Origin of the sequence: Zoogloea sp. LCSB751 (assembly GCF_002028455.1) — a bacterium.
In the GTDB taxonomy this organism is placed as follows: Bacteria; Pseudomonadota; Gammaproteobacteria; order Burkholderiales; family Rhodocyclaceae; genus Zoogloea.
Genome location: NZ_MWUM01000037.1, coordinates 12,522 through 37,328, shown reverse-complemented (window position 1 = coordinate 37,328; position 24,807 = coordinate 12,522). Strand labels below are relative to the sequence as shown.

At 63.3% G+C, this 24,807-nt stretch carries 22 protein-coding genes; 10 read left to right on the top strand and 12 right to left on the bottom strand.

The genetic code is table 11. The annotated features are described in order from the left end of the window. Both B4920_RS31065 and B4920_RS24365 read right to left on the bottom strand, forming a co-directional pair. On the bottom strand, nucleotides 1-77 hold a 77-nt coding region (locus B4920_RS31065; protein ID WP_139379456.1), incomplete at its 3' end, for a transposase DNA-binding-containing protein. A gap of 66 nt (nucleotides 78-143) precedes the next feature. Beyond that, nucleotides 144-623 (bottom strand): Fur family transcriptional regulator, encoded by a 480-nt coding sequence (locus tag B4920_RS24365; protein WP_079437356.1) that lies wholly within the window; start codon nucleotides 621-623, stop codon nucleotides 144-146. 179 nt (nucleotides 624-802) lie between these two features. Here B4920_RS24365 and B4920_RS24360 point away from each other — a divergent pair, with 179 nt between their 5' ends. The 9 genes from B4920_RS24360 to B4920_RS24320 are packed head-to-tail and all read left to right on the top strand — an operon-like array spanning nucleotide 803 to nucleotide 10,529. Next, on the top strand, nucleotides 803-2,851 hold the full coding sequence (locus B4920_RS24360; protein WP_079437353.1) for a TonB-dependent receptor: 2,049 nt from the start codon (nucleotides 803-805) through the stop codon (nucleotides 2,849-2,851). A 24-nt stretch (nucleotides 2,852-2,875) separates the two neighbouring features. Continuing rightward, nucleotides 2,876-3,586, top strand: coding sequence for an ABC transporter ATP-binding protein (locus B4920_RS24355; protein WP_079437352.1), 711 nt, complete (start codon nucleotides 2,876-2,878; stop codon nucleotides 3,584-3,586). After that, a complete protein-coding gene (locus B4920_RS24350) occupies nucleotides 3,586-5,013 on the top strand; it encodes a DUF3526 domain-containing protein (RefSeq protein ID WP_079437351.1) in 1,428 nt (475 codons plus the stop codon). Before B4920_RS24355 ends, B4920_RS24350 begins: the two co-directional genes overlap by 1 nt. A gap of 11 nt (nucleotides 5,014-5,024) precedes the next feature. Further along, on the top strand, nucleotides 5,025-6,521 hold the full coding sequence (locus tag B4920_RS24345) for a DUF3526 domain-containing protein (protein WP_079437350.1): 1,497 nt from the start codon (nucleotides 5,025-5,027) through the stop codon (nucleotides 6,519-6,521). A 4-nt stretch (nucleotides 6,522-6,525) separates the two neighbouring features. Beyond that, nucleotides 6,526-7,284 (top strand): ZIP family metal transporter, encoded by a 759-nt coding sequence (locus B4920_RS24340; RefSeq protein WP_079437349.1) that lies wholly within the window; start codon nucleotides 6,526-6,528, stop codon nucleotides 7,282-7,284. A gap of 21 nt (nucleotides 7,285-7,305) precedes the next feature. After that, nucleotides 7,306-7,959, top strand: a complete 654-nt coding sequence (locus B4920_RS24335) for a DUF1826 domain-containing protein (protein ID WP_079437348.1) — start codon at nucleotides 7,306-7,308, stop codon at nucleotides 7,957-7,959. Then, nucleotides 7,956-8,636, top strand: coding sequence for an ABC transporter ATP-binding protein (locus B4920_RS24330; RefSeq protein ID WP_254051048.1), 681 nt, complete (start codon nucleotides 7,956-7,958; stop codon nucleotides 8,634-8,636). The genes B4920_RS24335 and B4920_RS24330 overlap by 4 nt, the downstream gene beginning before the upstream one ends. Continuing rightward, entirely contained in the window at nucleotides 8,633-9,919 is a 1,287-nt protein-coding gene (locus B4920_RS24325) for an ABC transporter permease (protein WP_079437346.1), read from the top strand. The genes B4920_RS24330 and B4920_RS24325 overlap by 4 nt, the downstream gene beginning before the upstream one ends. 7 nt (nucleotides 9,920-9,926) lie before the next feature. Next, on the top strand, nucleotides 9,927-10,529 hold the full coding sequence (locus B4920_RS24320) for a DUF3299 domain-containing protein (RefSeq protein WP_079437345.1): 603 nt from the start codon (nucleotides 9,927-9,929) through the stop codon (nucleotides 10,527-10,529). Between the two features lie 10 nt (nucleotides 10,530-10,539). Here B4920_RS24320 and B4920_RS24315 read toward each other — a convergent pair whose 3' ends face one another. The 7 genes from B4920_RS24315 to B4920_RS24285 form a co-directional block, all read right to left on the bottom strand. After that, entirely contained in the window at nucleotides 10,540-11,040 is a 501-nt protein-coding gene (locus B4920_RS24315; RefSeq protein ID WP_079437344.1) for a GntR family transcriptional regulator, read from the bottom strand. 253 nt (nucleotides 11,041-11,293) lie between these two features. After that, complete coding sequence (locus B4920_RS24310; RefSeq protein WP_139379619.1) at nucleotides 11,294-11,899, bottom strand: hypothetical protein; 606 nt, start codon at nucleotides 11,897-11,899, stop codon at nucleotides 11,294-11,296. A 29-nt stretch (nucleotides 11,900-11,928) separates the two neighbouring features. Beyond that, nucleotides 11,929-12,789: an oxaloacetate decarboxylase gene (locus B4920_RS24305; protein WP_079437342.1), complete on the bottom strand. Its 861-nt coding sequence runs from the start codon at nucleotides 12,787-12,789 to the stop codon at nucleotides 11,929-11,931. 14 nt (nucleotides 12,790-12,803) lie between these two features. Next, complete coding sequence (prpF, locus tag B4920_RS24300; protein ID WP_079437341.1) at nucleotides 12,804-13,991, bottom strand: 2-methylaconitate cis-trans isomerase PrpF; 1,188 nt, start codon at nucleotides 13,989-13,991, stop codon at nucleotides 12,804-12,806. Next, nucleotides 13,988-16,624: a Fe/S-dependent 2-methylisocitrate dehydratase AcnD gene (gene acnD, locus B4920_RS24295; RefSeq protein ID WP_079437355.1), complete on the bottom strand. Its 2,637-nt coding sequence runs from the start codon at nucleotides 16,622-16,624 to the stop codon at nucleotides 13,988-13,990. The genes prpF and acnD overlap by 4 nt, the downstream gene beginning before the upstream one ends. A 13-nt stretch (nucleotides 16,625-16,637) precedes the next feature. Then, the gene (prpC, locus tag B4920_RS24290; RefSeq protein ID WP_079437340.1) at nucleotides 16,638-17,792 is read right to left on the bottom strand and encodes a 2-methylcitrate synthase; all 1,155 of its coding nucleotides are present in this window, start codon (nucleotides 17,790-17,792) and stop codon (nucleotides 16,638-16,640) included. A gap of 23 nt (nucleotides 17,793-17,815) precedes the next feature. Continuing rightward, the gene (locus B4920_RS24285) at nucleotides 17,816-18,190 is read right to left on the bottom strand and encodes an acyl-CoA thioesterase (protein ID WP_254051049.1); all 375 of its coding nucleotides are present in this window, start codon (nucleotides 18,188-18,190) and stop codon (nucleotides 17,816-17,818) included. Nucleotides 18,191-18,395: 205 nt separating this feature from the next. Here B4920_RS24285 and B4920_RS24280 point away from each other — a divergent pair, with 205 nt between their 5' ends. Then, nucleotides 18,396-19,838 carry a short-chain fatty acyl-CoA regulator family protein gene (locus tag B4920_RS24280; protein WP_079437338.1) on the top strand — a complete coding sequence of 481 codons (1,443 nt, stop codon included), beginning with the start codon at nucleotides 18,396-18,398 and terminating at the stop codon, nucleotides 19,836-19,838. A 72-nt stretch (nucleotides 19,839-19,910) separates the two neighbouring features. Here the strand turns inward: B4920_RS24280 and B4920_RS24275 are convergent, their stop codons facing one another. The 3 genes from B4920_RS24275 to B4920_RS24265 all read right to left on the bottom strand — a co-directional run bounded on the left by B4920_RS24275 (nucleotide 19,911) and on the right by B4920_RS24265 (nucleotide 24,708). Further along, nucleotides 19,911-21,038, bottom strand: a complete 1,128-nt coding sequence (locus B4920_RS24275) for a ribonucleotide-diphosphate reductase subunit beta (RefSeq protein ID WP_079437354.1) — start codon at nucleotides 21,036-21,038, stop codon at nucleotides 19,911-19,913. 15 nt (nucleotides 21,039-21,053) lie between these two features. Next, entirely contained in the window at nucleotides 21,054-21,857 is an 804-nt protein-coding gene (locus B4920_RS24270; RefSeq protein ID WP_079437337.1) for an ABC transporter substrate-binding protein, read from the bottom strand. An 85-nt stretch (nucleotides 21,858-21,942) separates the two neighbouring features. Continuing rightward, nucleotides 21,943-24,708, bottom strand: a complete 2,766-nt coding sequence (locus tag B4920_RS24265) for a ribonucleoside-diphosphate reductase subunit alpha (RefSeq protein ID WP_216820014.1) — start codon at nucleotides 24,706-24,708, stop codon at nucleotides 21,943-21,945. Between the last annotated feature and the right edge of the window lie 99 nt (nucleotides 24,709-24,807).

The window sequence follows — 24,807 nt, the reverse complement described above, 5'->3', positions numbered from 1 at the left end:
GCCAGCAGAACCGCTCGCTTGTTCAACCGCCGATCGCCCAGCTGTATCGTCCCGAACTCGTCTCTCGCCCAACTCATTAGCCAGCCTCGTCAATTATTTGGCATGAAGCATACAGGCTGGAGAGTTGTGTGTAAGGGGATGCGTCAAGTGAGCTCACGGCACCTCGGGCAGATCGCACCAATTTCGACCTCCTGGCTTTCCAGTTGATGCCCAGCAGCCGCAAGGCTGGCAGCAAGAGCGCGAATCACACTTTCGTCCTGCAATTCGGTCACCCCATTACAGCGTGGGCAGACAAGAAACAAACCCGGCATCTGTTCCTGATGGCACTGCTGACTGCATGCCACGAAGAGGTTCATCCGCCCAATTTTGTGGGCGAGTCCTTGATCAATCAGGAAATCCAGCGCGCGGTATACGGTTGGTGGTGAAGCGCCAGGTCTGTCAACTTTCATCCGCTCCAAAAGATCGTACGCCTTGAGCCCGCGCGGATGGCGGTGAAGCATGGCCAGCACCATCCTGCGAATCGGCGTCAGGCTGGCACCCCGTGCTCGGCAATGGGCTTCTGCGCCGTCCAGGAAATCGGTTTCATCGGCGGGCGTTTCAACAGGAACGTAAGTGGTTTTCATCTGCCTGCTTGGCCCCACAAATGCAATGTTATAACATTGCATTTGTGGTCCATATTTGAGTGGATCCCGATGTTAACTCGACTCACCTAACTCACGAGCCCTCGGCGACGGCATCTCCACCAGGATCTTCCCGATGCCCTGCCCTGGATACGAGACATCGGCATCCACGACGAAATTTCATGAGAAAAACAACCTTTGCGCTAACCCAACTCATTCTGATCAGCCCAACCCTGGCCCAAACGGAAGCCGACACCAAGCTACCCGCCCTGGAAACGGTCGTTGTCCGTGGCGAGAAGGCCGCCCACCCGGCATCTCTCGATTTTTCGAGTACCAGCCTGCCGACTACGGTCACGGTGATCGACCGCGCCGAGATTGAGCGTACCAATGTAGGGCAGGATGCCGGGGACCTGCTCCGCCGGGTGCCGGGCATCCTGGCCCACAACCTGGGCCAGGGGAGCATTGGTACGGCTATCAAGATGCGTGGTTTCCTCACGGCCAGCCACGGCGCCGATGTCGCGGTTTACGTAGACGGCGTTCCCCAGAACGTCCCCTCCTCGGTGATCAACCATGGCATGAACGATCTCGGCTGGCTTTCCCCGGAGATGATCGAACGCATCGAAGTCATCAAAGGTCCCTTCTCCGCTCTCTACGGAGACCAGAACCGGGCCGGCGCCGTCAATATCGTGACGCGAAGCCGGGCTCGGAGCAGCATCGGAGTCAACGTCGCCAGCTACGGCGCAACACGTGCTACCGCAGTCATCGGCGGAGTGCAGCAATCCATCGATGCGCTTCTCATCGCTGATGTCTACCGCATCGATGGCTATCGGGATAATTCAGATGAAACCCGGGGTACCCTTTTCCTGAAGGGCAGCCAGGCTGTCGCTGGACGGAATCTGAGCCTTCGCTTCCTGCATCACAAGGCAGACTGGAATACTCCCGGCTTCCTCAATCTGAAAAAAATCACCAGCGGCACCATTCGCTCAACCGACCGGGATGCGTCCGCTCCCGCCCTGGATGGCGATGCGGAACGCAGCAGCCTGGTCTTCAACCTGGCCCCTCAGTACGGTGACGAAGGACTTTCCGCAACCCTGTACGCCGAAGACTATCAGCGCCGCCGCAACGTGGGTGCCAATACGACGGACATCAACGTGCAGGAGGATGACCGGCGCATTCTTGGCGGCAGGGTCGTGAACAACCTCCGCATCGGAGACCGGGCCAACCTGGCCCTGGGAGCGGAACTGCGTCAGGACCGAGGCGATGGCATCGTCCGCCGCTGGAGTGACGGCCAGCCGACCCGGAACTACCTGACCAACCAGGATCTCGATCTGCTGACCTACGGAGTATTCATCCAAGGCCAGTACAAGCCCTGGCAGACGCTCAAACTGCTCGGCGGGCTGCGCTGGGACAGCTTCGACTATTCGATCCGCAACCGCAAGCTACTGGCGGCCTCCACGGATTATTCCGGCTCTGTGGCCACGCCACGGGTCGGCGTCGTATGGTCGGTGGTCGACGGCGTGGATCTCTTCGCCAACATGGGGGAAGGGTTCCGCTCCCCAAGCCAAGCGGAGCTGAGCCCCAGCGGCACGCCAGGGCTCCTCGGCACTGCGGGTGGTGCGGCCAATTCGAGCTTGAACCCTTCCAGGGTCCGCTCCCGCGACGTAGGGATCAACGCCCTCTTGGGCAATGAATGGCAACTCACCGGCACCTTCTACCACACGACTAATGGAGACGAGATCAGCCAGACAGCCCCAGGTGTTTTCGCCTCCGTCGGGGATACCACCCGAGACGGCTGGGAACTGGAGGCGCGCTGGCTTGGCGATGACACCTTCAGTTGGTACGGCAGCTTCGGCAAGCTCATCAAGGCCCGCATCAACAGCGCAACGCCCGGTGCCGCAGACCGTCTCGCCCTGCCGGAAAACACCCTGAAAACCGGTATTGCCTACGCTCGGCCCACCGGAGCAAGCCGCCTGCTGCTGAATGCCGACGTCGCGTACATCTCGGCAACCCCGTACTTTGAGGGCACACCTCTGAGCCTGCATCATGCCAAGCAATACATTCGCTACGACCTGCGGGCCAGTCTGGAACACGGCGTTGACCGCTACACCACATATGCCGTCCTGCAGCCTCTCAAATACAGCAGCGAATCGATCATCGGTTCGGCGGGCGGCCAACTCCTGGACCCGCGCCCCCAAGTCATCGTCGGTGCCGCTTGGCAACGGCGCTTCTGAGCGTTGCCGAGGAGACACGAGTTCATGCTTGAGGCCCGCAGCCTGACCAAACTCTATGGCGCCCACAAAGCCCTGGATCAGTTGGAGCTCACAGTTGAGGAAGGTGAGGTGTTCTGTCTTCTTGGCGCCAACGGCGCTGGCAAGACGACCACCATCAACCTGTTTCTCGACTTCCTTCAACCCTCCAGCGGTCAAGCTCTGATCCAAGGCAAGAGTGTCCAAGAGCCGGCGAGCAAACATCTGTTGGCCTACATTCCTGAAACGGTGATGCTCTATGCCAGCCTGACCGGCATCGAGAACCTCGACTATTTCAGCCGCCTGGCCATCGGGCGAAAGAACAGGAAGGAGGACTTGAAGGATCTGCTGATCCGCGCAGGCTTGCCCGCCGAAGCAGCGACAAAGCCCGTCAGCAACTATTCGAAGGGGATGCGCCAGAAAGTCGGAATTGCCATCGCCATGGCCAAGGGCGCGCGTGCCCTGCTGCTCGATGAACCCACCAGTGGTCTCGACCCTCAAGCCGCCAATGAGTTCGCCACGCTCATGGAGGCACAGCGCGCGCTCGGCACGGCCATCCTGATGACGACCCATGACCTGTTCCTGGCCAAACAGATCGGGACAAGAGTCGGCATCATGAGCCAAGGCCGGCTGCTCTCTTGCTTCGCTACGGCCGGCGTGGACCATGTGGAGTTGGAGCGGGTATACCTGGACACCATTGGCAGTCGGATGAAACTGTAATGGAGCGCGCGAACAACGACGCCATCAGCGACATTCTCGTCATTGCCCGCAAGGAAGGTCTGGAGCTATCCCGGGATCGACGCCTGCGCTGGCTGTTTGCCTGCCTGCTGGTACTCCTCGTCGGCGCCCTCGCGCAGGGCTGGCAAACAAACGACGCTGAGAGCCAGGAACGGGCCTCGGCCCAGCATGCGAATTACCAGCAGTGGCTGGAGCAGGGAGCGCGGAACCCTCATAGCGCCGCCCATTACGGGGTTCACGCATTCAAACCCATCAATCCCCTGGCCTTCATTGATCCTGGGGTGAGCGCTTTCGTTGGTATTTCCGTATGGCTCGAGGCCCACAAGCAGAACGAATTCCAGTTCCGCCCTGCCCGGGACCGTAGCAGCCTGCATCGCTTCGGTGAGCTGACGCCGGCCCTGCTACTCCAGACCCTCGCCCCTCTCCTGCTGATTCTGGTGGGCTTTGCAGGCTTTGCTGGCGAACGGGAGAACGGCACACTCCGGCAGCTTCTCAGCCTCGGCGTCTCGCGCCGACGGCTGCTGGCTGGCAAGGCCTTGGCACTCGTCGGGCTGATGGGGGCAATGATCGTGCCCATTACCGTCGCGGGGGCTCTTCTATCGATAGGTACGGGGGATGCATCCCAGCGACTGTTAGCCCTTGTCGGCGCCTATCTTCTCTACCTGGGAGGCTTCGTTTTCCTCACGCTTGGAGTCTCTGCGTTCGCTCGCAGCGCCCGTCAGGCCCTGCTTGTCCTGCTGGCCTTCTGGCTACTGAACTGCTTCGTACTGCCACGGGCCATGACTGATCTGGCAGGTCACCTGGCTCCTGCTCCCACTGGCGCAGCCTTCATCCAAGCGCTTACCGACGCCAGGCGGGCCACCTTCGGCCACGATGAAAGCCACCCTGCATTCATCGCCTTCCGTGAGAAGGTGCTACGGGACTATGGAGTCAGTCGCACGGCGGATCTCCCAGTGGATTTCCGTGGTCTCGCCCTACGGGAGGATGACCACGCCGGCTACCGTATACACGACGAACATTTCGGACACCTTTGGGCCATTTACGACGATCAGGATAGCCTGCGCCAACGCCTCGGCTGGCTGTTTCCAGGCTCGTCCATCCAGGCCGTGTCCGCCGGCCTCGCAGGCACCGACACCCGCAATCATGTCCACTTTGCCCGCGCAGCAGAAGCCCACCGGCGCGTGATCCAGGAAACCATGAGCGAAAACCTGATCCAGCATCGCCGCAACGGCGATCCGGACTACAGCGCCGACCGACGGCTCTGGGCCCACATTCCCCCATTTGCCTATACCCCGCCAAGCCTGGACGAGCGCTTGACTTGGCAAACCGCCAGCCTTGGCCGGCTCAGCCTGTGGCTCGGCGGCTGCATCGCATTGTCCCTCTGGGCAGTCCATCGTCTGCGCCCTTGAATGCCCAAGCCATGAACCCGAACTCTCCCTTTCTCGTCAGCCTGAGCCATGAACTGCGTCTTCTACGCGCCGAGAGTCTGTCCACGCTGATCGGTTTGATCCTGGCTGTCGCGTTCTCATACGCAGCCTGGAACGGTACCGGCTGGGCCCAGCGCCAACAGCGGGCTGTGGCCGTCGCCGTCGCCTCACACGACTCCCACGTTCACGACACGCTGACGCATTTGAGCGCCATGGAAGCGGGCACCTACCGCCCGCCTTCCGCCTTTCTCAATCCCGCCAATCCCCTGTGGATTGGACTGCGCCACGCCAGCACCCCGGCCGCCCTGCCAGCCACAGCCCTGCAAGCAGCCGCAGTCGGCCAGAGCGACCTCTTTCCGCCTTATCTGAATGTATCGGCTGACACCCGGGACACTTGGAGCCTGCAGGAGGACGTGGAGAATCCCAGCAACCTTCTCGCCGGCGCCTTCGATCCGGCCTTCGTTGCGGTTGTCCTGCTGCCCTTGATGCTGATCGCCTTATCCTACGACCTTCTGTCGGCCGAGCGGGAAGGCGGAACGCTGGCTCTGCTCCTGACGCAGCCAGTCTCCCTGACGACCCTGCTCGCCTCCAAGGTAACGGCACGCGCAGTCGTAGTTCTCGGCGGGGCCAGCCTGTTCAGCGCCCTGGCCCTGGTCAGCGCAGACCCGTTTTCGACAGACTTTCTCCTACGCATTGGGCTGTGGACCACCCTGATCTGGGCATACGGACTGTTCTGGCTGGCCCTGTGTGCAGCAATCAGCAGTCAGGGAGTCTCGTCAGCCGCCGGTGCGCTGATCCTCTGCGGTATGTGGCTGTTGTTCCAACTGATCATTCCAACTCTTACCGGAGTTCTTGCCCAGACAGTCCGGCCTTCGCCCTCAAGGGCAAGCATGGTCAGTGAGATTCGGACCGCTCAGGATCAGGCCCGACAGCGGAGCAACGCGTCCCTTGCCCACTACCTTCGGGAGCACGGAGACGAACATCCTGACACACCGGTCCTGCACGGCCATGACCTAGACGACGCCCGTCGTCGGGCCCTCATTCTTCTCGACAGCAATACGCGGATCGAGCGCATCCTCGACGAACAGGAAATGCGCAGACAAGACCAGCTTGGCCTGGTCGCCTGGCTCCGTTTTCTCTCACCTCCGGTACTGATGCAGGACGCCCTCAGCGAGGTGGCGGGCTCCGGAGAGATCCGCCTACGTCACTTCCACGCTCAGGCCGACTCCTTCGGTGCGCGTTGGCGCACGTATTTTCTGCCCAAGGCCCTACGCAACGAGGCTCTTTCCAGTGGCGATTACGCCCATTTCCCGGTTTTCGATTATCAGGGACTACCAATCTCCAAACTCATTGGCGAGATCGCCTCGATTCTGACGGGACTGCTCGTGTCAGCGGCGCTGCTCGGCCTCATCACGCATCGCCGCCTCAAGAAACCTGCAACCCGTGAACAGCTGTTGTTTGCACCACGACACCTGATGTCATCCACGTAATTGAATGCTGGAAATCATCCCGATGAGCCCGCTCACCCACCTCCTACTCGCTTGCCTGACTGGCGGACTGCTCAGCATGGCAGCCGCAGCCCTTCTCACCTTCGGGCTCCCACGCCGCTGGCTAACGCGAATGGTCAGCTTTTCGACCGGCGTCCTGCTCGCCACCGCCCTGCTCGATCTTCTGCCCGAAGCCTCAGATACCGGCCTGTCACCCCATGTTCTGTTTGCCCTTGTTCTAGCCGGATTGATCGGCTTCTTCCTCCTCGAAAAGGCCACCCTACGGCGTCACAGCCATGACGATACAGCGGGCATTCAGTCCCTGACTCGCACAGTGCCGATCATCCTTATCGGCGACGGCGTTCACAACTTCACCGACGGTCTCGTTCTGGCTGCCACCTTCATGGTGGATCTCCATCTGGGCTGGGCAACAGCCCTGGCCATCATCGCCCACGAAATTCCCCAGGAAGCGGGCGATTTCGCCCTACTCCTCGCCGCAGGCTGGAGCAAGGCGAAAGCCTTTCTCTGGAACGGGCTATCCAGTCTCACTTCCGTCTTGGGTGGCATCGCCGGCTACTTCTGGCTAGCCAACTCCCAAGCCTGGCTGCCCCACATCCTCGCTGTTACGGCAGCCAGCTTCATCTACCTGGCTGTGTCCGACCTGATGCCTTGGCTGCGCCACGAAAAGGGAGACTTTGTCTGGCACACAGGCTTCATGGCCGCCGGCATCGCCCTCATCCCGACGGGCATGGCCGTTTTCCACTAAGCGTCTGTAGAGCCCCTTCCCATGAATGCCCCCACCAATCTCTTCACTCCCACATCGCGCACAGTCATCACGAGTAACCCCGCCGCGCTTATCGACATTTTCCAACCGGACGTGCAGCTCGCCGTCTGGCAACGCCCCATCGATCAGGCCATCGCCGACTATCTGGAGGCAAACCGGCCGCACCTTGGTCGCGGCTTGCGTAGCAGTCTAGCTGCGGATGAATGCCCTCACCTCGCGGAGCTACCCGTCGCCCCGGGGCGCGACGCCCTCGCTGCAGACATGGGACGCCTAGCTGAACTCCTCAGGGACCTCCTCGACTGCCCACATATCGGCCTCCGCCTCGAAGTGATCGGCAGAGCCATGTGCCCACGCTTTCATGTGGACAGGGTTGGCATCCGCCTGTTATGCACATACCGCGGACCGGGCACTGAATGGATCGCGGACACAGGCGCCAACCGTGCCAGGCTCGGCAGCGGCGCCTGTGGCGTGCCCGACGATGTCTCGGGACTGATGGGCGCAGACACCCGAATCGAGTCCATCGCCAGTTTCTCCGTCGCTCTGCTGAAGGGCAGCCTATGGCAGGGCAATGCTGGACGCGGCATCATCCATCGCTCTCCAGCCGTACCGGTCGATGCCCTGCCACGTGTCGTACTTGCGCTCGATGGAATGTGGTGAGGGCCTTGGACCCAGTGATCCGCATCCGCGATCTGTGCTTTACCTGGCCGGGCAGCCAGACGCCCTGCCTCTCACAGTTAGCCTTCGACGTCAGTCGTGGCGAGCGGTTATTCTTACACGGAGAGAGCGGTGCCGGTAAAAGCACCCTGTTGAATCTGATCGGCGGCGTCATGCTGCCCGAAAGAGGGGAAATCGATGTCCTGGGTCAGTCCCTCAGTCAGTTATCGGCCCGCGCCCGGGACCGCTTCCGGGGCGACCATGCCGGCTTCATCTTTCAGCAGTTCAACCTGATCCCCTACCTGTCGGTTCTCGACAATGTGCTGCTGCCCTGCCGTTTCTCCACCGAGCGGGCTCGACGGACCGGGGGCTCCCCAACTGCCGAAGCTCGGCGTCTCCTCGCCGCCCTCGACATGGACCCTCAGCTCGCCCATCACCCGGCAACTAGCCTGTCGGTCGGCCAGCAGCAGCGGGTATCCGCCGCACGTGCCCTGATCGGCCGGCCGGAACTGATTCTCGCCGACGAACCGACCTCGGCGCTGGACCCCCAACGGCAAGCCGTTTTCATCGAACTCCTGATGAGCGAGGTCGCCGCGAGCGGCGGGACCCTCGTTTTCGTCAGTCACGATCAGCGCCTGGCCCACCTATTCGACCGTTGCATCGAACTGCTCGCACCGTGAAGACACTCCTCCCGCTCGCGCTTGCCAGTGCCTGGAATCGCCGCCTGAGCCTGGCCCTGACGGTGTTCTCCATCACGCTTGCCGTCACGCTGCTGATCGCCGTCACCCGGGTCCGTGACGCAGCCCAGACCGGCTTCGCGCAGGCCGTGGCGGGCGTGGACCTGGTGGTCGGACCGAGAGGCAGCCCCATGCAATTGTTGCTCCACGCCGTCTTCCACCTTGGCGATGCCACCCACACGATGCGTTGGCAGAGCTACCGAACGCTCGCCACGGACCCGCAGGTCGCGTGGAGCATTCCGCTGGCGCTCGGCGACTCTCACCGGGGTTTTCCTGTGCTGGGAACGACACCGGAGTACTTCCGGCACCTTCGCTACGGGCAGCAACACCCCCTGGGCTTCTCCAGCGGACAGCCCTTCAGCGGACTCTTCGAGGCTGTTGTCGGAGCAGAAATTGCGGCCCGTCTCGGCTACCGGCTGGGAGAACTGATTACCCTGCACCATGGAACAGTCCACCTCGATGAGCTTCAAGACAAGCACCGGTACGGGGCTGAACACACGGACAAACCCTTCCGCATCGTCGGCATCCTCTCTCCAACCGCTACGCCAGTCGACCGGACGATTCACGTGAGTCTGGCATCGCTAGAGGCCATCCATCTCAACTGGCAGGGCGGCCTGCCGTTGCCAGGCCTGGATATCCCACCCCAACTCGCCACCAAGTTCGACCTAACCCCCAAGACCCTTGATGCCGTACTGATCGGGCTGCACCAGCGCACCGATGTACTCCGGGCCCAGCGGCAGATCGCCAATTTCACGGGCGAACCATTAATGGCCATTCTGCCCAGCCTGATCATGGACGAACTCTGGCAACTCGTCGGCAGCGTCGAGCGCAGCCTACACGGCCTTGCCTGGCTGGTCGTAGGAGTCGGCCTGGCCGGCATGGCCGCAGTTATCATCGCCGGGCTGGGCGAACGGCGGCGCGAACTGGCAATTCTCCGCTCAGTGGGAGCCGGCCCCTGGCATATCGTCGCGCTCGTGATGCTGGAGGGCGGCACACTCACGGCTGCCGGCCTGCTGACGGGCCTCGGCTTCGTGGAAGGTGCCGGTTACCTGTTCGCGCCGTGGGTCAATGCACGCCTGAGCCTAGATCTGGCGACAAACGCGTTTTCTGCGGACGAGCTCCGGCTTATCGCTGGCATCCTCGCAACAGGTCTGCTGACCAGCCTCCTGCCAGGCTGGCGTGCCAGCCGGATGTCTCTGGCCGACGGTCTGATTCCCCGCCTTTAGGGCGCCCATGAACCATCCGCTCATCGCGATCCTCCTGGTGCTGCTTCTTGCCCACGCTGGCAACGCCAGGGCAATCGGGCCCGAAACCGCATTCCAGGTGGGAGACCGTCTGCGCAGCGCTGCAGCCGTCGGAGAAACGGGCTACCGGGACATCACCTGGGACGGACTCCTGCCAAAAGGCTGGAACCCGATGGCGGCCTTCAAGAGTATCGATTTCTCCAAGCTTCGGGACAATGATCCGCGCGCCACCGCCGCGCTCGAAAAGATCAAGGAAGCCTGGAACGACGCGCCCGTGGAAACAACCCTTAGCGGCCAGCGTATTCGCCTGCCCGGCTTCGCGATTCCCCTGGAACGCAAAGGAGATCTAACCAACGAATACCTTCTCGTGCCTTACTTCGGTGCCTGTATCCACGTGCCACCGCCACCCTCCAACCAGATGATCCACGTAATCGCCCGCAAACCCGTGCGCGGACTTAACACCATGGACCCTGTTTGGGTGCGTGGCACGCTGCTGATCCACCGCGCTGATACGGGCATGGGGATGGCCGGCTACCGCCTTATCAGTGATATGACAGTACCTTACTCACACCACCCCCAACCTATCCGGTAACTGCCCGCACCTAAGAGAAGACCATAACCAGTTTGGCAATCTCTAGACGCCGCCACGCGAAGTAATCAGAAAGCACTTCCTTGTCCGTCCGGAACTTGAACTTCCTCTTTGCCTCCACATCGGCCGAGAAGAACCCTGGCCCGACAGCGAGGTAGAGCTTGTCTGTGACTCGCTGGACGAGCTCCGGCACGAACCGACAGTCGTTCCATTCGCATTGAAAGATCTCCAGATACTCGATGAGTTTCAGGAGCGCCGCCAACTCCAAGGGACTGTACTCCGTCACCGTACAGTTGTTGGTTCGCCGATGCTCCACCGTAACGAGTCCGTCCCGTGCCAGGACTTTGAGCGCCTCTCTGACTGGCGTGCGGCTCACGCCCAACTCCCGTGCCACTGCACATTCGTCAATCGGCGTACCGGGAGGTAGTTCATGGGTCAGGATCCGATCACGCAGTGAGTCGGCAATGGCTTCAAACAGTGCCTTGGGACGAGGAATGATGTCGAGGTTGTGCATGCTTCACCTTCCGGTTATGTATAAAGAGCGCCGCACCCGTGCGGTTCCAAGCCTGCCTCGAAACACGCGGCGGTAAGGCGGCGCGAGCGGGCGGGCGCGGACGAGCCTCCAAGAGGCGAGTCAGACCCCGGATCGCAGGCACCGGCTGAATAAAAAAAGCCGACCGAGCCCCAGTCCTGGAGAGACCGGCTAGGGAGAGAAGAGATGGCCCGGCGGCGAAAAAACGATTCAAATCACGGCAACGCAGCCACCTTCAGGGATCGCCCGATCCCTGCCTGCTTGAAGCTGTATTCATGGTCTTTGAGCGCGGCGTTGGCACTTCGCTGCGAAGCAGCCTCAATGCCTTCGCCACCAGCTGGCTCCCGGTGACGTGCCCCACTGACAACGAGGACAGCTCCATTCGCGCCAGCAATGCCAACGCCGCATGCAGCAACTCGACGTGCGTCCTCCATACACTCGGATGACGCCTAGGGAGGCGCAGGGATTCAGCGAGATCAATGGTCTTGTCCGCGACTTCCAGGCAACGTGCCTGGTCCGGCAGATCGGCCGCCAGGGCCTTCGCAAAGAACTGAAGTGCAAGATCAGTATGTCTTGATTCGACCGCGACCCTTACTGCGTCAAACGCATCCCCCGTTTCGACATGCAGGATCAGCGTTTCAAGCCAAGCACGGGCCTGCTTCCCTCGTCCCAATTGATTGCAGGCTTCCACAGTCATGATCAGGAGTCTTGAGCGGGTGAGCCGAGGGTCACCGTCAAGCACAGCCTGATGACAGTGCTTGAGGGAAAGCGCTCCACCGCTGCCCAAAGCCGCCCTGATTGCTGCTTGCCAATCTTGATACGCCTCGCACTGCAGTTGCATGTCCTGCCCCGTCATCCTGTGCCAAACCGTCAGGCATAGCGCTTTTCGAGGGCATCCCACTCCGGCTTGCCGACCAGGCGTTGGCGCTCGCCGAAGGGCGTCACCAGCCCGCTGGACTCCTTCACCTCCTTCTCGTCGCGCAGCACGGTTAGCGCCTTCTGCATACCCATCACCGCGCCCTGCAACGCCGCGTTGGCGTAGAGCACGATGCCGAAGCCCAACTGACCCAGCTCGTCGGCATTGAAGATTGGGGTCTTGCCGCCGATGACCATGTTCATCAACTGCGGCGTGGCCAGGCGCTGCGGCAAGGCGCGGATTTCTTCGGCGGTGGTCACGGCCTCGACGAACAGGATGTCGGCGCCGGCCTCGGCGAACTTCTGCGCCCGCTCGACGGCCGCCTCGAAACCCTGCACGGCGGCGGCGTCGGTGCGGGCCATGATCAGGAAGTCCGGATCACGGCGGGCATCCACCGCGGCCTTGATCTTGCTCACAGCCTCCTCGGTGGAGATGACGTCCTTGCCGGCAAAATGGCCGCAGCGCTTGGGCGCCACCTGGTCTTCGAGCTGGATGCAGTCAGCGCCAGCGCGTTCGAGCGTACGTACCGTGTGATAGACGTTGAGGGCGTTGCCGAAGCCGGTGTCGGCATCGACGAGCAGTGGCACCTCGACGGCGTCACGGATGCGCGCGGTGTGCTCGGCGATCTCGGAGAGCCCCATGAAGCCCTGGTCGGGCATGCCGAACCACATGTTGGTGACACCGGCGCCGGTGACGTAGATGGCCTCGAAGCCGAGGTCGGCGATGACCCTGGCGGACAGCGCATTGAAGGCGCCAGGAACGATGACGCCACGCTTGGCGGCCACCAGTTCCTTCAGTTTCTTGCGGGTAGACATGTCGGATTCCTTGCTCAGAATGCGTCGCCGGGCACGCGGACCCAGCCTTCCATCAAAATGCGGGCGCTGCGGCTCATGACGGCCTTGGTGACCGTCCATTGGCCATCGACCCGCCGGGCTTCGGCGCCGACGCGCAGCGTGCCGGACGGGTGACCGAAACGGACGGCACTGCGCTCTCCTCCGCCCGCAGCCAGGTTGACCAGCGTGCCGGGCACCGCCGCCGCGGTGCCGATGGCCACCGCCGCGGTGCCCATCATCGCGTGGTGCAGCTTGCCCATCGACAGCGCGCGCACCAGCAGGTCCACTTCGGATGCAGCAATCGCCTTGCCGCTGGAAGAAACGTAATCCTTGGGTGGCGCCACGAAGGCGATCTTCGGGGTGTGCTGGCGCGTGGCGGCTTCTTCGGGGCGCGCGATGAGGCCCATCCGCAAGGCACCAGCGATGCGGATGGCTTCGAAGCGGGCCAACGCTGCGGGATCGGAATTGATCGCCTCGCGCAGCTCGGCGCCGGTGTAGCCGATCTCCTCGGCGTTGACGAAGACGGTCGGGATGCCGGCCGAAATCATCGTCGCCTTGAGGGTGCCGATGCCCGGTACGTCCAGATCGTCCACCAGATTACCGGTGGGGAACATCGAGCTGCCCGCCTCGCCGTCGTCCGACGGGTCGAGGAACTCCAGCACGATCTCGGCCGCCGGGAAGGTGACCCCGTCGAGTTCGAAGTCGCCGGTCTCCTGCACCTGGCCGTTGCTGACCGGCACATGGGCAATGATGGTCTTCTGGATGTTGGCCTGCCAGATGCGCACGGTGCAGATACCGCTCTGCGGCAGGCGCGAAGCATTGACGTAGCCCGCGTGGATCGCGAAGGCACCGGCGGCGGTCGTCAGGTTGCCGCAGTTGCCGCTCCAGTCCACGAAGTCCTTGTCGATGGCGACCTGACCGTAAAGGTAGTCCACGTCGTGGTCGGGCTGCGTGCTCCGGGAGACGATCACGCACTTGCTGGTGCTGGAGGTGGCGCCACCCATGCCATCGATGTGGGCGGCGTAAGGATCGGGGCTGCCGATGGCACGCTGGAACAGCTTGTTGCGTGCCGTACCGGGCACGCGGCAGCGCTCCGGCAGGTCTTCCAGACGGAAAAACACGCCCTTGCTGGTACCGCCACGCATGTAGGTGGCGGGGATACGGACTTGTGGGGCCGAGGTCATCGGCAGTTCTCCTTTTCCGAAGCCAGGAAGTCCTGGGCAAAACGTTGCAATACGCCGCCCGCTTCGTAGATCGACACATCCTCGGCGGTATCCAGGCGGCAGGTGACCGGCACTTCGAGGGTATCGCCGTTCCGGCGATGGATCACCAGGGTCAGCGTGCAACGGGGCGCACGTTCGCCGACCACGTCGTAAGTCTCGGTGCCGTCGAGGCCCAGCGTGAGGCGCGTGGTGCCCGGCTGGAACTCCAGCGGCAGCACGCCCATGCCGACCAGGTTGGTACGGTGGATGCGTTCGAAGCCTTCGGCGACGATGGCTTCCACACCGGCCAGGCGTACGCCCTTGGCGGCCCAGTCGCGGGACGAGCCCTGACCGTAGTCGGCGCCGGCGATGATGATCAGCGGCTGCAGGCGCAGCATGTAGGTCTCGATGGCTTCCCACATGCGCATCACCTGCCCTTCCGGCTCGACGCGCGCCAGCGAACCCGGCCGCACGCTACCGTCGGCATTGCGCACCATCTCGTTGCGCAGCGTCGGGTTGGCGAAGGTGGCGCGCTGGGCCGTCACGTGATCCCCCCGATGGGTCGCGTAGGAGTTGAAGTCCTCCTCCGGCAAGCCCATCTTCGCGAGGTATTCCCCCGCCGCCGAGTCCAGCAGGATGGCGTTCGACGGCGACAGGTGGTCGGTCGTGATGTTGTCCGGCAGCAAGGCCAGCGGACGCATGCCCTTCAGCGCGCGCTCATCGGCCAGCACACCCTCCCAATACGGCGGACGGCGGATGTAGGTGGACTTCGGGCGCCACTTGTAGAGCGGGCTGATCGCCTCTCCGTCGTCGCGCTGGATGGCGAACATCGGTTCGTAGATCTGGCGGAACTGCTCCGGCTTGACGCTGGCCGAGACAATGGCGTCGATCTCCTCGTCGGACGGCCACAGGTCCTTCAGACGGATTTCCCTGCCATCGACGATGGCCAGCACATCCTGCTCGATATCGAAGCGCACGGTGCCGGCCAGCGCGTAAGCGACAACGAGTGGCGGCGAAGCCAGGAAGGCCTGCTTGGCGTAGGGATGGATGCGCCCATCGAAGTTGCGGTTGCCGGACAACACGGCGGTGGCATACAGATCGCGGTCGATGATTTCCTGCTGGATCTTCGGGTCAAGGGCACCGGACATGCCGTTACAGGTGGTGCAGGCGTAGGCGACGATGCCGAAGCCGAGCTTTTCCAGCTCCGGCAGCAGGCCGGCCTCCTCCAGGTACAGCTTCGCGACCTTGGAGCCAGGCGCGAAGGAGGTCTTGACCCACGGCTTGCGGACAAGGCCCAGCGCGTTGGCCTTCCGGGCCAGCAGGCCGGCGGCGACCACGTTGCGCGGATTGGATGTGTTCGTGCAACTGGTGATGGCGGCGATGATCACCGCCCCATCGGGCAGCAGGCCTTGCGCCTCCTCGGCCTTCGCGGCGGCCAGCTTGTCCGCGTCGGCGATGCCGCGCTCGTGCAGCGCCGATGTCGGCAGGCGCTTGTGCGGGTTGGAGGGGCCGGCCATGTTGCGCACGACGGCGGACAGATCGAACTCAAGGACCCGCTCGTACTCGGCCGTCGCCAGCGCCTCGGCCCACAGCCCAGTCGTCCGGGCGTAGTGCTCCACCAGCGCCACCTGTTCCGGTGCACGGCCGGTGAGCTTCAGGTAATCGATGGTCTGCGGGTCGATATAGAACATCGCAGCCGTCGCACCGTATTCCGGGCACATGTTGGAGATGGTCGCCCGATCACCGATGGACAGGCTATCCGCCCCCTCGCCAAAGAATTCCACCCAGGCGCCGACGACTCGCTCCTTGCGCAGGAACTCGGTCAGCGCCAGCACGATGTCGGTAGCGGTGATGCCCGGCTGGCGCTTGCCGGCGAGGCGGACGCCGACGATGTCGGGCAGGCGCATCATCGAGGCACGGCCAAGCATCACGGTCTCTGCTTCCAGTCCGCCGACGCCGATGGCGATGACGCCCAGTGCATCCACGTGCGGCGTGTGGCTGTCGGTGCCGACACAGGTGTCGGGGAAGGCAACCCCGCGGCCGTTTTCGTCATTTCTGACCTGGATGACCGGTGACATCTTCTCCAGGTTGATCTGATGCATGATGCCGTTGCCGGCCGGGATCACATCCACGTTCTCGAAGGCACGTTTGGTCCATTCGATGAAATGGAAGCGGTCCTCATTGCGACGATCCTCAATGGCGCGATTCTTCGCGAAAGCGTCGGGGTCGAAGCCGCCGAATTCCACGGCCAGCGAATGGTCGACGATCAGCTGCGTCGGCACCACCGGGTTCACCTTGGCTGGGTCGCCGCCCTTGTCGGCAATCGCGTCGCGCAGGCCGGCCAGATCCACCAGCGCGGTCTGGCCGAGGATGTCGTGGCAGACCACGCGGGCCGGATACCACGGGAAGTCCAGATCGCGCCTGCGCTCGACGATCTGCGTCAACGCATCGCTCAGCAGTGCCGGATCGCAGCGGCGTACCAGCTGCTCGGCCAGCACGCGGGACACATAGGGCAAGCCGGCATAGGCGCCCGGCCGGATGGCATCAACCGCGGCCCGGGTGTCGAAGTAATCGACCTGCGTGCCGGGCAGCCGCTTGCGGAATTGGCTGTTCATGTTCATGAGCCCTTTACTGACGCTGGTCGATGGGCAGGAACGTGCGGTCGTCCGGCCCGATGTAGTTGGCGCTCGGGCGGATGATCTTGTTGTCGATGCGCTGCTCGATGATGTGCGCGGCCCAACCGGAAGTACGGGCAATCACGAAGAGCGGCGTGAACATCGCGGTGGGCACGCCCATCATGTGGTAGCTGACAGCGCTGAACCAGTCCAGGTTGGGGAACATCTGCTTCACGTCCCACATCACGGCCTCCAGGCGGGCTGCGATATCGAACATCTTGGTGGAGCCGGCATCGACGGAAAGCTGATGGGCCACGCCCTTGATCACCTGGTTGCGCGGGTCGGACACGGTATAGACCGGGTGGCCGAAACCGATGACGACCTCCTTGGCCTCGACGCGGCGGCGGATGTCCGCCTCGGCCTCGTCCGGATTGTCGTAGCGCTTCTGGATCTCAAAAGCCACTTCATTGGCACCGCCGTGCTTCGGCCCGCGCAGCGCGCCGATGGCGCCAGTGATGGCCGAGTACATGTCCGAGCCCGTCCCGGCGATGACCCGGCCGGTGAAGGTCGAGGCGTTGAATTCGTGCTCGGCGTAGAGGATCAACGAGGTGTGCATCGCACGCTCCCACAGGGCCGACGGCTTGCGACCATGCAGCAGATGCAGGAAATGGGCGCCAATGGAGTCGTCGTCGGTGTCCACATCGATGCGCTTGCCGTTGGTGGACCAGTGGTACCAGTAGAGCAGCATCGAGCCGAGGGAAGCCATCAGGCGGTCGGCGATATCACGGGCGCCGGGAATGTTGTGATCGTCCTTCTCCGGCAGCGCACAGCCGAGCGCCGACACGCCGGTCCGCATGACGTCCATCGGATGCGCCGAAGCCGGCAGGCATTCCAGCGCTTCCTTCACGTTGGTCGGCAGGCCGCGCATGGATTTAAGCCGGGCCTTGTAGGCCTTCAGCTCGGCGGTGGTCGGCAGTTTGCCGTGCACCAGCAGGTGGGCGACCTCTTCGAATTCGCAGCGCTCCGCGATATCGAGGATGTCGTAGCCCCGGTAATGCAGGTCGTTGCCGCTCTTGCCGACGGTACACAGGGCAGTATTGCCAGCCGTCACACCCGAGAGGGCAACCGACTTCTTGGGCTTGAAAGTGGATTCTTGCGTAGCGTTCATCCGAGTCTCCATTGCATTTGTGTTCACTGAATTCCAGAAAGCGCGTCTGGCGCCTCCCCCTCCACCAGAATGGCCTGGGGACGCCCTGTGTCGTCCACCGCCACCATTTCGAAGCGCCCTCGCAAAGCTGGAACCCGCTCGCCACCCGGCAGGGTTTCGGCCACGCCTTCCACCTCTACGCTCATGGAGCTTCTCCCCACACGCACAACCCGCCCAGTCAGTTCGAGCATCTGCCCCAGGCGAACCGGGGTATGAAACTCGACCCGTTCGGATGCGGCCATCACCACTGATCGCCGGGCAAAGCGGGTTGCGGTGACGAAGGCTGCCTTGCCGAGAATCCCCAACGCGTTGCCACCGTAAAGGGTGCCGTAGTGGTTGGCTTGGTCAGGAAAGACCATTTCCACGAAGGTGGTAGTCCGGCACCTGCCTCCAGGTGCCTCACCGGATTTTTCGTTCAGAGGATTCATATTGGCTTGCGTTCGACATCAGGTATTCGCAATATACGCACCTCAAAAATGCTGTAAACCACTGAAAAAGCGAAGGATTGCGAATGAAATTTTGCACACTTGCAAATCTTGCGAACATTCGCCAAAGGCATCCGAGATGAAAAAGACCTTCATGGGCATCCGCCTGCGACGCTTCCGGGAGGAGCGCGGCCTGACCCAGGTGGCGCTGGCGCGGGCGCTGGAGCTCTCCCCAAGCTACCTGAACCAGCTGGAGCAAAACCAGCGCCCCCTCAGCGTGCCGGTGCTGCTCAAGTTGAATGCGGTGTTCGGCGTCGATGTGCAGCAGTTCTCTGAGGACGACGAAGCTCGCCTCACCGCCGATCTGCGCGAAGTGTTCCTGTCAGCGCAGGGGGATACGCCGGTGTCGACCGCCGAGATCCGCGAGCTCGCTGCGAACATGCCGGCGGTGGCACGTACGCTGATCGCCCTGGACCGCAGCCTGCGCGACCAGCGGGAGCGGGCGGAGGTGTTGGCCGCCCGCCTGGGGGACGACCGCAGCGGCGTGGCAAGTCCGGCACCGATGCCCTACGAGGAAGTGCGGGACTTCTTCTACGCCCGCCACAACCACATCGACGAACTCGACCAACTGGCGGAGACGATCTTCGAATCCTGCAGCGACGGCATGGATCTGGCCACCGCACTCACCCGGCGCCTGGAGGACATCCACGGCGTCCGGGTCGCTTTCGACCGGGAAGATGCCGGCGTGCAGCGCCGCTACGATCCGGCAGCGCGGCTACTGCGTCTGTCCTCGCACCTGGAACGGGGTCAGCAGGCCTTCCAGCTCGCCACCCAGCTCGCCTTTCTGGAGGCCGGCGACATCATCGACGGCATGGCCGCCTCGGGGCGCTTTACGCTGGACGAATCGCGGGCCCTCACGCGTATCGGGCTGGCCAGCTACTTCGCCGGCGCGCTGGTGCTGCCATACGGGCGCTTCCTGGAAACGGCCGAAGCCCTGCGTTACGACATCGGCCTGCTGGAGCAGCGCTTTGGCGTCGGATTCGAGACGGTCTGTCACCGGCTATCCACGCTGCAGCGGCCGGCCGCCCGCGGCGTGCCTTTCTTTTTCATCCGCGTCGACCGGGCCGGCAACATATCCAAACGGCAGTCAGCCACCGACTTCCATTTCTCGCGCATCGGCGGCACCTGCCCGCTGTGGAACGTTTATGAAGCCTTCACGGTGCCCGGCCGTATCCTGACCCAGCTGGCCGCCATGCCCGATGGGCGCCGCTACCTGTGGATCGCCCGCAGCGTGGCGCGGGAGTCCGGCGCCTACGGCGCACCGGGCAAGACCTTCTCCATCGGCCTCGGCTGCGACCTGCGCCACGCCGACCGCCTGGTCTATTCCCGCGGCCTGGACCTCAGCGATCCCGACGTGGCCACACCCATCGGTGCCGGCTGCAAGGTCTGTGAACGGCAAGACTGCCCGCAGCGGGCCTTCCCGCCGATGGGCCGCAGTTTGTCCATTGACGCCGACCGACGCTACTTCGAGCCCTACCGGCATGGTTCGCGGGAGCCTGCCGGGGCGACGCCGCAAGATTAGCGCCCTTGCGGATCGGGCTTGTCTGTGTCGCAGAACGACGCCGACAAGCCACTACGGCCCCACTCCTTCGGCTCAATCCCAGGCCAGCGCCCCTCCCGTCTGATATTCCGTAACGCGGGTCTCGAAGAAGTTCTTCTCCTTGCGCAGGTTGGCCTGTTCGTCGAGCCACGGGAGCACGCTCTCGGCGCCTGGGAAGGGTTCGGCGAGGCCGACCTGGCGGGCGCGGCGGTTGGCCATGAAGCGGAACTGGGCGGTGTGCAGCTCCGCGTTGTAGCCGAGGATCGGGTCGCGCAGGATGTAGTCGGCGTAAGCGTGCTCGGCGGCCTCGGCCTCGTCCCATAGCGTGCGCAGGGCGGCGGGGTCGAGGGTGAGCTGCTCTTCCTTGAGCAGTTCGCGCACCACGCGGATGCCGAAGGCGCAGTGCAGAACCTCGTCGCGCATGATGTACTGGAGCTGCTCGGCGGCGCCCTTCATGAGGCCGCGGCGCTGCAGCGCGAAGATCGGCGAGAAGCCGTTGTAGAACCAGCAGCCCTCGAAGATCGCCGCGAAGAAGAAGTAGGACAGCGCGAACTCGTGCAGATTGTCCCGCTCGCGCAGGTCGAAGTCCGGGCGCATCACCCGCTCCAGGCGCCGGTTGGCGAGGGCGATCTTGCCGTGGATGGCCGGCACCACGCGGTAGCGGTTGTAGATCTCCTGCTGGTCGAGGCCGATGGATTCGATGCAGTGCTGGTAAGTCCAGGTGTGCAGCGCTTCCTCGTACACCTGGCGGGCCTGGTAGATCTGCAGCTCCGGGGCGCTCATTTTCTCCATCACCGCCAGGCCGATGTTGCGCATGGCCAGGATGTCGGAGGTGGTGAGGTAGGCCAGCACGTTCTCGAAAACGTGGCGCTCTGCGGACGTGAGCTTGTGGTGGTAGTCGTGCACGTCCTGGGCCATGGAGATTTCCAGTGGCGTCCAGTGGTTGCGGTTGGCCTTGAGAAAGAACTCCCAGGCCCATGGATATTTGAAAGGCGCGAGCTGGTTGATGTCGGTGTGGCCGCCGACGATGCGCTTGTCGGCGGCATTCACCGGGGCCAGTGCGGATGAGACAGGAGCACTGGCGTCCGTGCTGTCCGATTGTGCGTCGTGGGGCATTGCAAGTTGTCGGGCGCTATCCGGTTTAGCGGGCGTTTCCCAGTCGTCGAAACGGTAGGCATTCATGTTCATCCCTCCCGATCAGCTGCCGAACGTGGCCATCTTCTGCCGCAGTTCTTCCAGGCCCTTGAGGAAATCGGGGCCCGGGTTGGTGAAGTACTCGCCAGTCAGCGGCAGGATTGGAATGCCCGGCTGGGCAATGGCCGGATTGCAGGTGGCACCGCTATGGTCCTGCAGTGCCACCAGGAGTTCGGGCCGACGCTCGGTGATCCACGCTGCCACGTCGCCATCCGCCGTGCCGGGCTTGAAGTTGCGGATGCTGTCGTGGTCGGCGACAACCTCGAACCCGGCGGCAGAGAACAGCTCGAACAGCGTTGTCCCCTTGCCGTAGGAGTAAGGCGCGGCGCCGCAGGCCGACAGGATCAGCACACGCCGCTGGCGACTGTCCGTACGCGCCGCGGCGGCATGCCAGGCCGCATCGAAGCCGGCGACACGCTGATCGATATCGGCGACACCTGCCGCACGGCCGATATCCCGCAGCATGGCCTCGACGCCCGCCATGCCCTTGAAGCCGCTGACACGCAGCGCCGCGGCTCCCGCCGGCGTCGCAGCCTGGGCCGCTGCAGCCCCCGTCCATTCCGAGAAAATGACCAGGTCCGGCTTCAGATCGGCAATCGCTTTTGCATCGGGATCAATGACGCCGCCGGTTCGGGTCACGGCCAACTTGTCATAGCGGCTGGCGCCGACGATGCACTTGCCCAGCCCCAGCCAGTCCAGCGCGTGGCTGATGTAGGGCGATTGGCTGACGATACGCGGGCACTCGGCCGCGTGAGCCAGCCCGGTCGAACAGACGATGCACAGGAAGAGAAGACTGCGGAGATTCACGATAATCCTTTTCTAAACGGGAGCATTGGGCGTGCTTGGGATGGCAGGGCCAGCCACGTGGCACGTTTGGGCAGACAAACCTGGCTTATTGGCAAGACTCGCAGTCCGGGTTGTCGATACTGCAAAAACGGGGTTCTTCGTTCGCCGTCGGCTCATCGCGCCCACCGGCTTTCTCCACCTGGCTGGCGCCCAGGGTGCGCAGGTAGTAGGTGGTTTTGAGGCCACGCACCCAGGCCAGCTTGTACAGTTCGTCGAGCTTCTTGCCGGACGGCAGGGCCAGATACAGGTTGAGGGATTGGGCCTGGTCGATCCACTTCTGGCGACGGGCCGCAGCTTCGATCAGCCAGGCGGGGTCGATCTCGAAGGCGGTGGCGTAACGGGCCTTGAGCTCGTCGGGCACCCGCTCGATACGAGCGAGGGAGCCATCGAAATATTTCAGATCGGAGACCATCACCGCGTCCCACAGATTGAGTGCCTTCAGGTCCCGGACCAGGGCTTCATTGACGACCGTGAACTCGCCGGACAGGTTCGATTTGACGTACAGATTCTGGTAGGCCGGCTCGATGCTGGCCGACACGCCGACGATGTTGGAGATGGTGGCGGTCGGGGCGATGGCCACGCAGTTGGAGTTGCGCATGCCGTGGCGGGCGATGCGGGCCTTGAGGGCCGCCCAGTCGAGGCGTACGTCCGCGTTGGTCTCCAGGTAACCGCCGCGCGCGGCAGCGAGGGCGACCAGGGTTTCGTGAGGCATCACGCCTTGGTCCCACAGACTGCCGGGGAAACTGGAATAGGCGCCCCGCTCCCGGGCCAATTCGGTGGACGCCCAGTAGGCCTGGTAGCACACCGCCTCCATGCTGCGATCGGCAAACTCCACCGCGGCCTCGGACGCATACGGAATGCCCAGGCGGTACAAGCAGTCGGCAAAACCCATGATGCCCAGCCCCACCGGACGGTGACGCAGGTTAGCGTTGCGGGCCTTGGGCGTGGCGTAGAAATTGATGTCCACCACGTTGTCGAGCATGCGCATGGCGGTCTGCACCGTGCGTGCCAGCTTCTGTTCGTCGAGCGCCCCGTCCTTGAGGTGAGCCAGCAGGTTCACCGAGCCCAGATTGCACACTGCCGTCTCGGAATCGGAGGTATTGAGGGTGATCTCGGTGCACAGATTGGAGCTGTGCACGACACCCACGTGCTGCTGGGGCGAGCGCAGGTTGCAGGCATCCTTGAAAGTGATCCACGGGTGCCCGGTCTCGAACAGCATGGTCAGCATCTTGCGCCACAGCTGCACGGCCGGCACCTTCTTGAACAGCCGGATCGTCCCGGCGGCAGCCTGCGCCTCATACGCGCAGTAAGCCGCTTCGAACTCACGGCCGTACTTGTCGTGCAGGTCGGGCACATCCACCGGGGAGAACAGCGTCCATTCGGCGTTCTCGTGCACCCGCTTCATGAACAGGTCGGGAATCCAGTTGGCGGTGTTCATGTCGTGGGTGCGGCGGCGCTCGTCGCCGGTGTTCTTGCGCAGCTCGAGGAATTCCTCGATGTCCAGGTGCCAGGTCTCCAGGTAGGCGCATACCGCGCCCTTGCGCTTGCCGCCCTGGTTCACAGCGACTGCGGTGTCATTGACCACCTTGAGGAAGGGAATCACCCCTTGGCTCTGCCCGTTGGTGCCCTTGATACGGCTGCCCAGGGCACGTACCGGCGTCCAGTCGTTGCCGAGGCCGCCAGCGTACTTCTGCAGCAGCGCGTTCTCCTTGATGGATTGATAGATGCCTTCCAGGTCGTCGGCAACGGTGGTCAGGTAGCAGGACGACAACTGGGAATGGAGGGTGCCGCTGTTGAACAGCGTCGGCGTCGAGCACATGAAATCGAAGCTCGAGATCAGGTCGTAGAACTCGATGGCGCGGGCCTCCCGGTCGATCTCGCCGAGGGCCAGCCCCATCGCCACCCGCATGAAGAAGACCTGCGGCAGCTCGATGCGCTGTCCGTCGATGTGCAGGAAATAGCGGTCGTAGAGGGTTTGCAGGCCGAGGTAACCGAACAAATGATCCCGCTCAGGCCTGAGAGCAGCCGCCAGTTTGGGCAGATCGAAATCAGCCAGGCGGGCGTCCAGCAAGCCGGCTTCAATGCCGCGCCGGACAAAAACAGGGAGGTATTCCATGTAGGCATCGGCCAGCCCCTGGGCCGGGATAGCATGGTGCAGCACTTCCCGGGCCAGCCTGGCCAGCAGCAGTCGGGCCGTGGCGTAGTCGTAGCCGGGATCGCTCTCGATGAGGGTGCGCGCCGACAGGATCAGCGCCTGCTGGACATCGTCGATGGACACGCCGTCGTAGAGGTTGCGAAGCGCGTGATCGAGGATCAGCTGAGCCGAGACAGCCTGGTCGAGACCGGCACAGGCCGCCTGGCACGACGCTTGCAGCGCGACCAGATCGAGCGGCCTGCGCACGCCGTTCTCGATGACGTGCAGCACCGTGGACGCACTTGCGACGGTCTGCGCGCTCCGCTCCCCAGCGCGGCGCTCGCGGTACAGCACATAGGCCCGCGCCACGTCGTGCTCGCCGGATCGCATCAGCGCCAGTTCGACCTGATCCTGGATGTCCTCGATATGCACCGTCCCGCCATCCGGGAGGCGGCGGGTCAGGGAGCGCACGACGGTTTCGGTAAGGTGGGCAACCACTTCACGCACGCGGGACGAGGCAGCGCTCTGGCTGCCTTCAACCGCCAGGAAGGCCTTGGTCATGGCCACCGATATCTTCTCGGGATCAAAGGCGACCACCGCGCCATTACGGCGGATGACTTGAAAAGCGGCAAGGGCCGACTCACTGCCGGCGTTGAGGGCTAGAACGTTCGAGGACAAGGCGACTCTCCGGATCGGGGGGCAGAGAGTCGAAGGCGCATGGGCGATTCCGCAACATCGGCACAAGGGGCAGAGCCCGTACCGGCACGGATCGCGGAA